This window comes from Candidatus Defluviilinea gracilis (genome assembly GCA_016716235.1).
Classification (GTDB): domain Bacteria; phylum Chloroflexota; class Anaerolineae; order Anaerolineales; family Villigracilaceae; genus Defluviilinea; species Defluviilinea gracilis.
Window position 1 is genome coordinate 2,301,084 of the sequence record JADJWS010000001.1, and the last position, 12,662, is coordinate 2,313,745.

A 12,662-nucleotide genomic window follows, 5' to 3' on the forward strand; every position below is an offset into this window, starting at 1 on the left:
CTGCCAAAGTTTACCATACTTCATTTTGCATGTCATTGCGACGGGTTCCGCGCTTGACTCGGGCGCGTGATGTTCGCCCGAAGTCGAAGCGTCACTTGCATCATGGAAAATTGACCTCATTTCCCTTCGTGTTAAACTTGAACGTTCGACTAATGAAGATTCGCCTCTTTCTCCCCTTCGTTTTGCTCCTCCTCGCCGCGCAGGATTCTCCCCCCGTAGCGATCACCTCACCCGCGTCAGGAGAAATTTTGCATGGAGAAATAACCATCATCGGCTCGACGGATATTCCGAACTTCTTCTCCGCTCAACTGGACTTCAAATACGCTTCAGACGACGGGGATGGCTGGTTCCCCCTAGCCGCGTTATCTCAGCCCGCGCTTGACTCGCCTCTCTACCTCTGGAACACTGCCTCCATCACCGACGGCGCCTACATCCTGCGCTTGCGCGTCACCCTCGCCGACGGGACATTCCAAGAAGCGACAGTCCCCATCACCATCCAAAACGACGCGCCAATACTAACTCCAACGCCTGTTGTGACCTCCACGCCCGAATCCTCCATCGGAGTACAAATCCCAACCCCATTCCTCCTCGCCGCCTCGCCCACGCCCACCGAAGTCCCGCGCCCCACGCCAACACCTCTCCCCGCCAACCCCGCCTCATTGACTCAATCCACCATCCTCACCAGCCTGGGTCGCGGAGCAATCGTAATCCTTGCCTTGTTTATTTTCTCTCCCTCATCCTCCTCCGCCTCCGCAATACTTGAAACTTGAAACATGAAACTTGGAACTTGACACATGACAGACCCCTACCTCCTCATCGGACTCGGCAACCCAGGACGTGAATACGCCAACACACGTCACAACTTTGGCTTCATGGCAATTGACCGTCTCGCGGTGCGACTCAACGCGCGCGGCATGAAAGTTCAATCGAAAGCCATTGTGATGGATTCGAAATATGAAGACCACAAACTCATCCTCGCCAAGCCGCAGACGTATATGAATCTCTCAGGTCAATCGGTGCAGGGACTGGCTCACTTCTACAAAATTCCCAACGAAAACCTGATGATCCTCTCCGACGATCTTGATCTGCCCTTCGGCACAATCCGCATCCGCGCCTCGGGCGGACCTGGCGGACAGCGCGGCTTATCATCCATTTTGGAAAAACTCGGCACGAAAGATATTCCGCGTATGAGGCTCGGCATCGGTCGCCCGCCTGGTCGCATGGACCCCGCCGATTACGTCCTGCAAAACTTCTCACGCGATGATCTAAAATCCCTTTCCGAGCTCCTCGACCGCGCCGCCGACGCCGCGCTTGAATTTGTGGTGAATGGTTTGACTGCCGCGATGAATAAGTTTAATGGTGACGGTGGTGAGTAGATGACTAGAGACTAGATGACTAGAGACTGGCGGGCGTATCAGACCACCAGTTACAAATCTCAAGGTCCCTCTTGGTCGCGAGCGTTTCGAAACCACCAATACATCTGCCCTCTACCAAAGGACTATGCATTAAATGCCCTCTCCTCAACTCCATCCGTTCGCATCCGCTCGCTCTCTCAATATCAGAACATCCTCTCCCAACTCAAAGCGGGGAAACAAATCGCTGGGCTGGGACTTCCACGCGCCGCGCGTCTGCCTGTCCTCGCGGCGTTACTCGAAGATATTAGGCAACCGATTCTCTTCATCACCGACCGCGCCGACCATGCGTTATCACTATTCGATGAGTTGGGATTTTGGGTCAAGTCGCCGCGCTATCATTTTGCGGAGCCGAATCCGCTGTTTTACGAACAAGCCGCGTGGGGTGTGACCACCCGCCGCGACCGCTTGCAAGCGCTGACCGCACTTTCCACTTTCCACTTACCATTTGCAGCAAAACCCGAAACACCGCCCGTTTTCGTCACCTCCGTCCGCTCATTGATGACGCGCACCATGCCGCGGCGAGACTTCCTCAAGGCGTGCAAAAAATTATCGGTCAATCAAACGATTCAACCTGATACGCTGTTGCGATCTTGGGCAGAGATCGGCTATCAGCGCGTCAACACCGTGCTTGAGCCTGGACAATTCTCCAGCAGGGGAGGGATTCTCGACATCTGGGCGACTGCGGAGACGATGCCTGTCCGTTTGGATTTCTTCGGCGACGAGATCGAAACGATTCGCAGATTCGATCCTGCCTCACAACGCACGATTGAAAAATTGGATTCAGTCCTCGTCACGCCTGCGCGGGAATATCTTGCGGTTGGTGAACATGAAACTGAGTTGTCAGAATTTCACATCCCTCTTCTTCATTCACAACCCGCGACGTTGCTTGATTACCTCCCGCAAAAAGCGATTGTGTTGATTGACGATCTGTCCATCATCGAATCGATGGCGGAGGAGGTGGAGGCGCAGGCGGTAAAGTTCAGGCAGGAGAGTATCGCAGAAGAAACGTTGTCCGCTGATTTTCCGTTGCCGTATGTTCCGTGGTCGGAGTTGTATGATGGGGTGCAGGGTGGTTTGGTGGAGTTTGGGTATTCGGGGGGAGAGCAAGTTATCAGTGAGCAGTGAACAGTCGTTGAGTGGATGTTTCGGTCACGACGAGAGGTTTGGGGGGAGGCTGAAGAATTTTGTTGACTATGTTTCGGGATTGCTGTCGAAAAAGGAATCCATCATCGTCGTGTCGCGGCAGGCTAAAAGGTTGGAAGAACTTTGGGGAGAGGCGAACCAGCCCGACCCGTCGAATGAACCGCCGCTATTTATTGAGTCATCTTTATCAGAAGGATTCGTCCTCAATCTCCAATCTCTCATTCTCCATTCTCGACTCTCAAGTCTACTAATTACCCAATCTTCCTCACTCCACCTAATCACCGACTCCGAAATCTTCGGCTGGGAACGCCCGCAACCCCGCGCGCGCCAGCGACCTGTCGCCGAGACTCCAGAATCGATTTACGCGGACTTGCAGGTCGGCGATTACGTGGTGCACATTGATCACGGCATCGGGCGTTTTGGCGGATTGGTGCAAGCGCGAGTTGGATAATCACGCGCGAATTTCTCGCGGTGGAATATGACGGCGGCGGGCAGTTGTTCGTGCCTGTGCATCAAGCGGATCGGTTGACGCGTTATGTGGGCGCGGAGGGCGCGGCGCCCGCGTTGGATCGTTTGGGCGGGCAGGAGTGGCACGAGAAAAAAGGACGCGTGAAAGCCGCGGTGTTGGAAGTGGCGCAAGAGATGTTGGACTTGTACGCGCGCCGTCATGTGGCGCTGGGATATTCATTCAAGCCCGATACCGCGTGGCAAAAAGAATTGGAAGATTCGTTTCCGTATGTGGAGACCGAAGATCAACTGCGCGCGTTGAACGACATCAAACGCGACATGGAATCGTCGCGCCCGATGGATCGTCTGTTGTGCGGCGACGTGGGTTACGGCAAAACCGAAGTGGCGTTGCGCGCCGCGTTCAAAGCCGTGATGGACGGCAAGCAGGTTGCGATTCTTGTGCCGACCACTGTTCTTGCACAACAACATTACGAAACATTTTTGCAACGACTCGCCGCGTTCCCTCTGAAAGTGGAAATGCTTTCGCGCTTTCGCACGCCGCGCGAGCAGACGACGATTTTGCATGGGCTCGCCATCGGCGAGATTGACATCGTGATCGGCACGCATCGTTTGATCTCTGGCGATGTGCAATTCAAAGAACTCGGCTTGGTCGTCATTGACGAAGAGCAACGCTTCGGCGTCACGCACAAGGAGCATCTCAAAAAACTTCGCACCGAAGTGGACGTGTTGACTCTCACCGCCACGCCGATTCCGCGCACGCTCTACATGGCGCTCACGGGCGTGCGCGATATTTCGAATCTCAACACGCCGCCCGAGGAGCGACTGCCCATCGTCACGCATGTCGGTCCGTATTCGCCGAAACTTGTGCGGCAGGCGATCCTGCGCGAACTCGAACGCGGCGGACAAATTTTCTTTGTGCATAACCGCGTCCAGACCATCGACGCGATGCGCGCGCATCTCAATCAACTCGTCCCCGAAGCGAACGTGGATATCGGTCACGGGCAGATGCCAGAGAATCAACTCTCCGATGTGATGCACCGCTTCAACAACGGCGACACCGATATTTTGTTGTCAACGACGATCATCGAATCGGGATTGGACATCCCCAACGCGAACACGCTCATCGTGGACCGCGCCGACACCTTCGGCTTGGCTCAACTCTATCAACTACGCGGTCGTGTCGGACGTGGAGCTGCGCGCGCCTACTCCTACTTTTTTCGCCACAACAAGCTGACCCCCACCGTGGACGGTCAACAGCGGCTCGAAGTGATCGCCGAAAACACGCAACTCGGCGCGGGCTATTCGATCGCCATGCGCGACCTTGAAATCCGCGGCGCCGGCGAACTGCTCGGCACGCGTCAATCGGGTCACATTCAAGCGGTGGGATTCCATTTGTATACAAGGCTGTTGGCAGATGCGGTGAGGCGTTTGCGGGTTGCAGGTTCCATGTTGAAAGTTGAAAGTCCCGCCGCTCAACCTTCAAACTTTCAAACCTTCAACCTTCAACCCATGTCCATGCCCGTTAACGTAGACCTGCCTCTCGCCGTCGGAATCCCTGCCGAGTACATCCCCGATCAGGATTTGCGTTTGCGGTTGTATCGTCGCATCGCGGATTTGCGCGACGAAACCGAAATCGACGCGCTGGCATCCGAGTTCAAAGATCGCTTCGGCGAATTGCCCGAAATGACCGCGAATCTGTTTTATCAGATGCGAGTCAAATTGCGAGCCGAGAAGGCGGGATTGTCCTCCATCAACTGGGAAAGCGGACAGATCGTCTTGCGCTACCCGACTCCCACGAACGGCACGGAACCCAAACGTCTCGCCGACCTGAGCGCGGGCATCCGCGGCGGCAAGTCCGCGTATTGGTGTTCGTTTGGGGAGGCGTGGGTGGGGAGGTTGTTGGAGGTGTTGGGGAGGTTGTGAAGGAAGACCTACTTGTACGAATGTGATTAGCTCATTTACTCCTTCTTTAAAGTTGTCAGTGTTTTCTTGACCTCCTTATGATTTCCATATGCTATAGTGTAATAAATACCTACTGTATCTAGATGACTTTCCGCAAATTTATTAGGGTCTGTATGCAAAATATAAAATAGCGGATAAACTGGTTGGTATGAGAAATCGAGGCGACCTAACCAGCGAACAATGGGAGCGGATTGAGCCAATGCTCCCGAAAGCAAAAACGAAGCGAGGACGACCCGCCCAAGAGCATCGGCAAGTTCTCAATGGGATTTTGTGGGTGCTGAGAACAGGCGCACCCTGGCGCGATATGCCCGAACGCTATGGCAAATGGACAACGATTTACAGCCGCTTCCAACGATGGCGGAAATCCGCCGTCTGGGACAAGATGTTTGCCGAGTTGCAAACTGCGCTGGATGTAGAGAGCAATGTCGATTGGGAAATCCATTTCATCGATTCCACGACGGTACGAGCTCATCAACACGCGGCTGGGGCAAAAAAGTAGCGCAGAACAAGAGGCGTTAGGGCGTAGTCGCGGTGGATTCAGCACCAAAATCCACTTTCGTTGTGAAGGTACAGGCAAACTGATCACTTTTTTGTTGACGCCTGGTCAGGACAGTGACATCCGCCAGGCGGAAGAATTGATGGAGACGGGCGCCATTCGCAGACGATCAGGTCAAAGGCGTCGGCGTCCGAAACGCTTGGTGGCAGATAAAGGCTACACCAGTCAGGAGTTTCGTGCTTATCTGCATAAGAAAAACATTCGTTGCACCATTGCTCGCCGAAGTAATGAACGTCGCCGAGGTTCTTTTGAAAAATCGCACTACCGCAAACGCAATATCATTGAGCGTCTCATTAATCGTCTCAAGCAATTTCGTCGGATTGCCACACGCTATGAAAAACGGGCTGCTAATTTCTCTGCCATGATCACTATTGCTTCTATTTTCCTCTTCTCTGATTTTGCATACAGGCTCTAGCAAGCATTGCGCAAAATAATCTGTCATCGTCTTCTTCGCTCATACTGATGCGGTGTGATTTTTGATTTGTAATTCTTTCGAGCAGATGATTAAGTTCATCATAGATTCGTTTCTGAAATTCCCTCCATCTTTCTTCAAACTCCTCTCGGTAATGAGGTAAAATTTCGAAGTTCGCTGAACCACGAGAGGAAGCTGATCCTAGAAGATTGGCTAATGTAATTTGTTTTTCCATAGGTAGGTATGGCAATAAAACCCGGTAGTAGGCTGTTAACTTCATGGCTAAACCAATACTTTCTCCTGTCGATTTAGTGCACAGGGCAATCGCAAGAAATATCATATCTTCTTTTGGTTCACTCTTTCTCCTTGGTGTCTTATTCATTTTCTTCTATGACCTTTATCGCTTTTCAAATTGAATGTCAATCAACCTATTCGGATGCTTGGTCGGGAAGCCCATAAGCGACTGATGGGTCCGACTGATATTATCCCAAAATAGCTTTTCAAATCACCCTCGACTCTAGTAGCGAGACGAATCCCTCCACATCCTATGGGCGCTTCTATAACTAACCAAAGATGTCTGACCCCAATAAGTGTTTTATTTTTAGGGCGCAACTCCCAATATGGCTCTCGCTCATCTTTTCCCGGCCAGCCGACCGTTACTGGTTCAATAGAGCCTAATGAAAGATCAGTACTGGCTTCGCCAAAAGCAAAACTAGTGTTTCCAAGCTTTATTTGAGGCGCGATTTCTAATTTGACTACATGGGATTCCCCTTCATGTAGGTCTCGCGGTACCATTTCATAGACTGTAGGTTGTAGTTGCTCAATACTTTCCGATCTCAAAAATGCTGAACATCGTGCAAAGATAAATTTTACACCTTGCTCACGAGCTTTCTCCAAAACGTCAAACTGAAAACCTAAGCGCACTAAATAGAATTCCGACTTCGAACCGGAAGTTAGCCATTCATAAGACGACTCATCGTCCAATTTTTTCCACCGTGGTTTATCAATTCGGACAACACCTCGAGCTTTTGGCGTTGCTTGTCGTTCTTTTTCAGTTGACTTTGTCACTTCATTAAACTCAGGTTCAATTGGAACTAATTCTTCTTCATACCAATAGTCATCCATTTTCTATCCTTTTCGCACGGAGTTACTGCCAATTTCCAACTAAAGAAAAGGGCCCAATAATAAGGCTCATCAACATTATCCCTAAGAGCCAATGTTGCTCGTCGAAAAGCATTAGATTTTGACAATTGCCCCTCGGCACCTGAATCTTTCACGATGAAGCGATAGAAATTTTCCATCCACTCCAAAGTTGAATTCGCGTTCACCGACCAAAAAGTAAGAAGAGCGGAATTTGCCCCGCCGTATAACAGAGAACGAGAGAATCCCAGATTTTCGTTAGTCGTTCCGGTGGTTATCATTCCAGTTTCACAAGCGCTTAACGTTACGAGATCTGCGTGTTGATTTATTGTCATCAAATCTCGTGCTGACAATTCCCCATTAGATAATAATATAGTTGATTCCAAAGGATTTTCGTACCTAAATCTTCCGTGGCACGATAGATGAATGTAATCAGCAAATTGTGCGCGTTCCTTGAAGCTCTCAATACTTGCATCGTTATTCAAGAGGGGACTGCTATTAAATACATTCGCGATTATTTCCGCCTCTTTGTTAAAGATATTTCTTTCATAATCTTTTGGTGTGTAAGCCATAACCAAGACGTTATTTGAAACTTGTGTTGGCACTTTCTTAAGTAAGTGAATTAATGTCAGTGCTGATGGGGCATACACAACTTCGTAATAATCAATAAAGGGCCTTCCGTTCAGATTGAGTGCATGCAGAGGGATGATGGATAGAATTTTGTGCGGCACCATGCATACTCGAGATACCCCATCTAAACACTCTTTGATTGGCGCCAGCAGTATCTCGCCCAAAGACAACCAGGAATAAGCTGGCGGTATTGTTGATTTTGGCTGAATCATTTCATTTAAATACGGATAAAGATAGCGATGCAATAATTGATCTATTGTTAACGATATATTGTAAACCCTCGGGCTATCCCAGCCATCACGCAGTACAAATATTCCTATGTTATCTCTCAGCATATAGAATTCTACTAGCGCAGTCTTCGGGCCTAAAGTTTTTGACAGGTTTTCTAAATCCTTCCATTGCGGGAATGCTGCACGACGAATATCAACGTAGCTTTTAGCAGAAGGATATTCTTGAACCAATGTTTCCCAAATTGTATTCAGGTCTTTAAGCAATGCTTTTCGTTCTGTTGCTACCTCTCGTTCAATCTTGCTGTTAATGTCTATAGAATCAATCTTAAGTTGATTCTTATTCAACTCATTCAGAAGCCTAGCTTCTTCCAACATAATAATTTTAGGCACACCTGCAGGCGGAGGAATATTGCTTGAGCTATAGTATTCTAGGTAATCCCGAGACTTACTCATTTCAGCATACATCAATCCGTTTCGCGAATAATTAGTTTCTTGTCCAAGATATAGACTTGATTCAATAATTTGGTCATATATCCGAATATTGGTTTCTGCGTATTTCTTCTTACTAGTCGGAGCATAAGCATAGCTGTATAGTAATTTCCCAGCTTCAATACCGCTCCTAAGAACTTCATTGGCCTTTCGCCACTCTTTGCGTTTTGAATATATCCTTCCTAAACCTTGTGCAATATTTATTATCCAATAGGGATCTTTTTCGGAATCTACGCCTTTATAGATTTCTTCATAAATCTGCGTGGCTCGAAGAATATTTTCGGCGCTGTTGCCTTGAATGCGCATCTCAACTGCTTGACCCAGAAGCCTCATTGTAAGTTTCCATCCCTCATAAGAGTTCTCTTTTGTCTGCACCGCAAGAATTACTTGACAGTATTCAATTGTTTGTTCAATGTTATTTGTTTGCCCGCCCTGCTTTCTAAATAAATAACAAGTTGCCAAGTTGCGCATTGCCGATGCCCAGTCATCAGACGCATTATCAGGTGTCCATATCTCAAGAGTTTGATTTAGTAAATCGATAGCAAGATTAGTGTTCTCTTCATGATCCCCCATAGTGCGTGACCAGTATGCCATTGCTAGATTTTTTGCTATCATTGCCCAATCATCTGGTGCAATCTGGCGAGGAAAATAGTTTAAGGCGGCCTTATAAGCATTAATCGCATTTTCATGATTTGCATTTTTATCCCCAACTAAACGATTTTCATATGCAGATGCTAGATGAATTACTGTATGAGCCCATATTTGTGGTATCGCTTGTATAAAGGGGGTTTTGAGAACGATCTCATATGCCTCTATTGCGCGCTCAATATTATCTAAAGGATCCCCCTCTTGAATTTCTTTTAGGCTGGTCGCTAAACCATATTGCAACAGTGATGATAAAACCATATTCTTTTCTGGATCAAGAATCGATAAAGCTTTGGTAAATAGTTCAACGCTCCGTGTTTGATCGTTCGATAACTGTGCATTTAGAATCTCGCGCATTGTTGCCGTAAACTCATCTGGTAGGTCTTGGTTTTTATCAAATGCTGGCAATATCTGTAATATATTTTCCAACAGTGCAGGTTTATTTTGCAGAAGGTGTTGAGGATCATCACCCGGCGAAGAATCTTTCATTGCGTCAAACATTTCGGTTATCGGTTCTCGATATTTCAATGGAATTACTAATGAATAATTCTGATAAGAGGCCGCATCGTATTCCAGCCCGATCTCTTGTGCTAAGGCTTTGGTGAATGCCATTTCTCGCACTCTAAGTTCAACATCAGGAGTCTGTGTAGATATGTCCGCCTCTTGGATAGGTCTTAATAAGCCCCTTTCTGTCAATATTGCGTTCGCGTTTACATAGGCTAAATAAACGGGCCGAGGTACGCCGAATACGTTCAGCTCCTCATTTTTGGCAGATCGACTTCGGAATAATTTCATATCAAAACTCGGCATTGCCATCGAAATTGAAAAATCTATTATCGCCAGAGTACGAGCTTAATTTACTCTATTAAGGTTTCAATAAGATTCTTGAATGCAACAGGAAAGTGTTTGATAAAAAATTATAGCATTCATTTCTACCTCATACATCTTGTCGCGATATGGCTTGCATGATAATTGCGAAGGACGAATCCCGCATGTAATCTTTGTATGTGTTTGTGATAAGTAAAACTGTATCCAACTGACCGCCGAGCAGAAAAAACCTTAACTATAGTTTCGTTCCTTCATAACCTCACATCCTTCATCACCAGCGAGCGAATATCCTGAATCGGATTTGCTCTCGCCTCATTCTACATCTTCACCGCCCGCGTGGCAATGTAGTTGGGATGAAATTTCCCCAGCGGCGAATCGGTCATCGCGTCTTCGTACAGGTCGGTGATGATGAATCCCGCCGCGCATTGTCCGCCGAGCGATTTGTTAGCGTTTTGGTAGAAAACAAGATGTTGCTCAACGATGTTTCTCGATTTGTTCCCTGGATATTACTTTCTGGTTAGGTCCATCTCTGCCGATGATTAACGAATCGTCAGTCCACTGAATATCTCCCCAGTTGTCCAATGCTTCTGCAATCGAATTCGTTTGACCTAATTCAATATACTCGAAATAATTGGCGTTTCCAACATGGGCTTTACATACAACATTATAAGAAGTCCCGTTCTCTGGAATCGCAATTACTACCGCAGTATAAAACCCCTTACCATATTTCCAATCAGGAGATCGGCTGACGGTCACTAAATTTTCAAGTTTGTAACGAGCGTGCTCGACCTCATCCATCGAGACGTCAATAGATGACATGATTTTGCCTGAAATAAAAGACAACCAAGTCCAAAGGCAAAGGGCTACAAAAAGTACAATGTTTTTTAGAAGTTTACGATTCATTGCGTTTGCAAAGAAGGTTACTTTTCAAGTTAACTTGATTGAATTTGTTTTCGCGCCCATTCTACATCTTCACCGCCCGCGTGGCAATGTAGTTGGGATGAAATTTCCCCAGTGGCGACTCGGACATCACGTCTTCGTAGAGGTCGGTGATGACGAATCCCGCCGCGCATTGTCCGCCGAGCAGGTTCTCGACCTTATGCCTTATTCTGCAGTCCCCTCGTGCGACGCGATGTATTCGAGAGTCGCCTGAGTGATTAACCCTGAACGGGTTTCTCCATTCTCGGAGGCGAATTTATCCATCAAGTTCAACACTCGTTCGGGCAACGTGATGTTTACCCGCTTCGACTTGCCCGAAAGTTTCGCCGCATCCACTGAAACTACCGCCCAAACGCCGTCGGCATAGTCGGGATTGTTTTGGTGATATTCGATGGTTTGAGGCGTGGGGATGGCTTCCCCGTCAATCAGCATCCCCTCCAAATGAGCCTCAATCGCTTCGACAACTTCCGATAATGCTTCATCGAGAGTTGCGCCCGCGCTAAAACATCCTGCTATATCTGGAACGGTCACGCCGTAATCGCTGTTAGGGTCTTTGTGAATGACAACTGGATAGCGCATTTTCTCTCACTTTTTCTCTGACCAGGACCAACCTGCCTGACGATAAATACTGCGAAGGGTGCCGATTGGCAAGTCCCTTTTCGGGTGGGGGACAGTCACCCTGCCTGGTTTGACAGGATGTTTGAAATGATGGTGACTGCCGCGCACATGCACAAGTGACCAGCCGTCTGCTTTGAGTTTTGTGATAATGTCGCGGCTGTTCATGGCGCAATTATACACACCCTACACACTGCGTCAATGCTCGTCTGAAACACCGGCTGCAGGTTCGCGTGTTGGTGATCGTTTTGGGATGCGTGGGAAATGAAAGACTTAGCGTATATCATACAAACAAAGTAGCTGCCCAACCCGAAGGTAACATCGTTGGCGCGTCTGTTAATTCTTTACCGTACTTTACTGCCATTTCTAAAAAGAATTTGGCGTGAAAAAAGGCTTCCAGAAATGGTCTGGTGTGTGTCGTCCACTGGCGATTGTGCTCAGGCTCAAATTGCTTTTCGCTTGCGCCAGCCCGATAAATCTCTTGAAACATTGGGCAAAAAGTTGTTCCAGTTGGAGCGATGCTTTGTAGCGCGTCAACGATCTGCTTGGTCTCACCTTGAAGCGCATAGACCTTATAGGACTGATGATAGAAACGGTAAATGGGGTCTTCGTACGACCAATGAGAATTAACTTCATTCAGAAGTTTGGACAGATGGGGTAATTGTGCCTGAATATTTCTCAATAACTCGCTGTCTTTCTCAGCAGAATCAATCATGCTTCACCTCAGTTTTGTTTCTCGATAAACTTTTCTTTGGTCATCACATCTTCACCGCTCGCGTGGCAATGTAGTTGGGATGATACTTCCCCAGCGGCGAATCGGTCATCACGTCTTCGTACAGGTCGGTGATGACGAATCCCGCCGCGCATTGTCCGCTGAGCAGGTCGGTCAGCAAGTGACCGAATTCGATGGGCGTGTAACCTTTTAATTCTTTGAATTTCAGTTTGTGTAACTTATAATAACCCAAGAACTTGATTTCTGTTCATTCAAGGAGGTTGCTGGCAAAGATTTTCAGGCGCCATAACCAAGGCAAACGATCCAATTAGACAACCATGGAGGAGATTGTATGAAACGATCAGTTCGTATGTTAGTTGTATTCCTATTAGTGGGATTGATCCTGATGCCAGCCCAAACCCTGGGCGTATCGAATCTGGCAGGCGTAGGTCCGCTGGATGACTTCAACCGCGAACGG

Annotated in this window: 13 protein-coding genes and 1 pseudogene; 6 read left to right on the forward strand and 8 right to left on the reverse strand. The window is 48.2% G+C overall.

The window, feature by feature from the left end; all coding sequences use genetic code 11:
- The first annotated feature begins 152 nt into the window (after positions 1-152).
- The 6 genes and pseudogenes from IPM31_10790 (at position 153) to IPM31_10815 (ending at position 5,959) form a co-directional block, all read left to right on the forward strand.
- Entirely contained in the window at positions 153-770 is a 618-nt protein-coding gene (locus tag IPM31_10790) for a hypothetical protein (protein ID MBK9007467.1), read from the forward strand.
- Positions 771-794: 24 nt separating this feature from the next.
- A complete protein-coding gene (locus tag IPM31_10795) occupies positions 795-1,376 on the forward strand; it encodes an aminoacyl-tRNA hydrolase (protein ID MBK9007468.1) in 582 nt (193 codons plus the stop codon).
- Between the two features lie 15 nt (positions 1,377-1,391).
- Complete coding sequence (locus IPM31_10800; GenBank protein ID MBK9007469.1) at positions 1,392-2,540, forward strand: hypothetical protein; 1,149 nt, start codon at positions 1,392-1,394, stop codon at positions 2,538-2,540.
- Positions 2,530-3,009 carry a hypothetical protein gene (locus IPM31_10805; protein MBK9007470.1) on the forward strand — a complete coding sequence of 160 codons (480 nt, stop codon included), beginning with the start codon at positions 2,530-2,532 and terminating at the stop codon, positions 3,007-3,009. The genes IPM31_10800 and IPM31_10805 overlap by 11 nt, the downstream gene beginning before the upstream one ends.
- A 20-nt stretch (positions 3,010-3,029) precedes the next feature.
- Positions 3,030-4,949, forward strand: a complete 1,920-nt coding sequence (gene mfd / locus IPM31_10810) for a transcription-repair coupling factor (GenBank protein MBK9007471.1) — start codon at positions 3,030-3,032, stop codon at positions 4,947-4,949.
- A gap of 187 nt (positions 4,950-5,136) precedes the next feature.
- A pseudogene (locus IPM31_10815) lies at positions 5,137-5,959 on the forward strand (IS5 family transposase).
- Here IPM31_10815 and IPM31_10820 read toward each other — a convergent pair.
- From IPM31_10820 to IPM31_10855, 8 genes are all read right to left on the reverse strand, one after another.
- Complete coding sequence (locus IPM31_10820; GenBank protein MBK9007472.1) at positions 5,922-6,338, reverse strand: hypothetical protein; 417 nt, start codon at positions 6,336-6,338, stop codon at positions 5,922-5,924. The pseudogene IPM31_10815 and the gene IPM31_10820 sit on opposite strands and share 38 nt — an antisense overlap.
- Positions 6,339-6,379: 41 nt before the next feature.
- On the reverse strand, positions 6,380-7,081 hold the full coding sequence (locus IPM31_10825; GenBank protein MBK9007473.1) for a hypothetical protein: 702 nt from the start codon (positions 7,079-7,081) through the stop codon (positions 6,380-6,382).
- Positions 7,051-9,702: a CHAT domain-containing protein gene (locus IPM31_10830; GenBank protein MBK9007474.1), complete on the reverse strand. Its 2,652-nt coding sequence runs from the start codon at positions 9,700-9,702 to the stop codon at positions 7,051-7,053. The genes IPM31_10825 and IPM31_10830 overlap by 31 nt, the downstream gene beginning before the upstream one ends.
- A 690-nt stretch (positions 9,703-10,392) precedes the next feature.
- Entirely contained in the window at positions 10,393-10,821 is a 429-nt protein-coding gene (locus tag IPM31_10835; GenBank protein MBK9007475.1) for a hypothetical protein, read from the reverse strand.
- Between the two features lie 201 nt (positions 10,822-11,022).
- A complete protein-coding gene (locus IPM31_10840) occupies positions 11,023-11,436 on the reverse strand; it encodes a type II toxin-antitoxin system HicB family antitoxin (GenBank protein ID MBK9007476.1) in 414 nt (137 codons plus the stop codon).
- Between the two features lie 6 nt (positions 11,437-11,442).
- A complete protein-coding gene (locus IPM31_10845) occupies positions 11,443-11,640 on the reverse strand; it encodes a type II toxin-antitoxin system HicA family toxin (GenBank protein MBK9007477.1) in 198 nt (65 codons plus the stop codon).
- A gap of 115 nt (positions 11,641-11,755) precedes the next feature.
- Positions 11,756-12,187 carry a hypothetical protein gene (locus tag IPM31_10850; GenBank protein MBK9007478.1) on the reverse strand — a complete coding sequence of 144 codons (432 nt, stop codon included), beginning with the start codon at positions 12,185-12,187 and terminating at the stop codon, positions 11,756-11,758.
- 43 nt (positions 12,188-12,230) lie between these two features.
- Positions 12,231-12,437, reverse strand: a complete 207-nt coding sequence (locus IPM31_10855) for a hypothetical protein (protein ID MBK9007479.1) — start codon at positions 12,435-12,437, stop codon at positions 12,231-12,233.
- Between the last annotated feature and the right edge of the window lie 225 nt (positions 12,438-12,662).

Bases quoted from the DNA above. Each gene is read 5' to 3' on its own strand.
- IPM31_10790 (MBK9007467.1), top strand. From the start codon at position 153: ATGAAGATTCGCCTCTTTCTCCCCTTCGTTTTGCTCCTCCTCGCCGCG.
- IPM31_10795 (MBK9007468.1), top strand. From the start codon at position 795: ATGACAGACCCCTACCTCCTCATCGGACTCGGCAACCCAGGACGTGAA.
- IPM31_10800 (MBK9007469.1), top strand. From the start codon at position 1,392: ATGACTAGAGACTGGCGGGCGTATCAGACCACCAGTTACAAATCTCAA.
- IPM31_10820 (MBK9007472.1), bottom strand. From the start codon at position 6,338: ATGAATAAGACACCAAGGAGAAAGAGTGAACCAAAAGAAGATATGATA.
- IPM31_10825 (MBK9007473.1), bottom strand. From the start codon at position 7,081: ATGGATGACTATTGGTATGAAGAAGAATTAGTTCCAATTGAACCTGAG.
- IPM31_10830 (MBK9007474.1), bottom strand. From the start codon at position 9,702: ATGGCATTCACCAAAGCCTTAGCACAAGAGATCGGGCTGGAATACGAT.
- IPM31_10835 (MBK9007475.1), bottom strand. From the start codon at position 10,821: ATGAATCGTAAACTTCTAAAAAACATTGTACTTTTTGTAGCCCTTTGC.
- IPM31_10840 (MBK9007476.1), bottom strand. From the start codon at position 11,436: ATGCGCTATCCAGTTGTCATTCACAAAGACCCTAACAGCGATTACGGC.
- IPM31_10845 (MBK9007477.1), bottom strand. From the start codon at position 11,640: ATGAACAGCCGCGACATTATCACAAAACTCAAAGCAGACGGCTGGTCA.
- IPM31_10850 (MBK9007478.1), bottom strand. From the start codon at position 12,187: ATGATTGATTCTGCTGAGAAAGACAGCGAGTTATTGAGAAATATTCAG.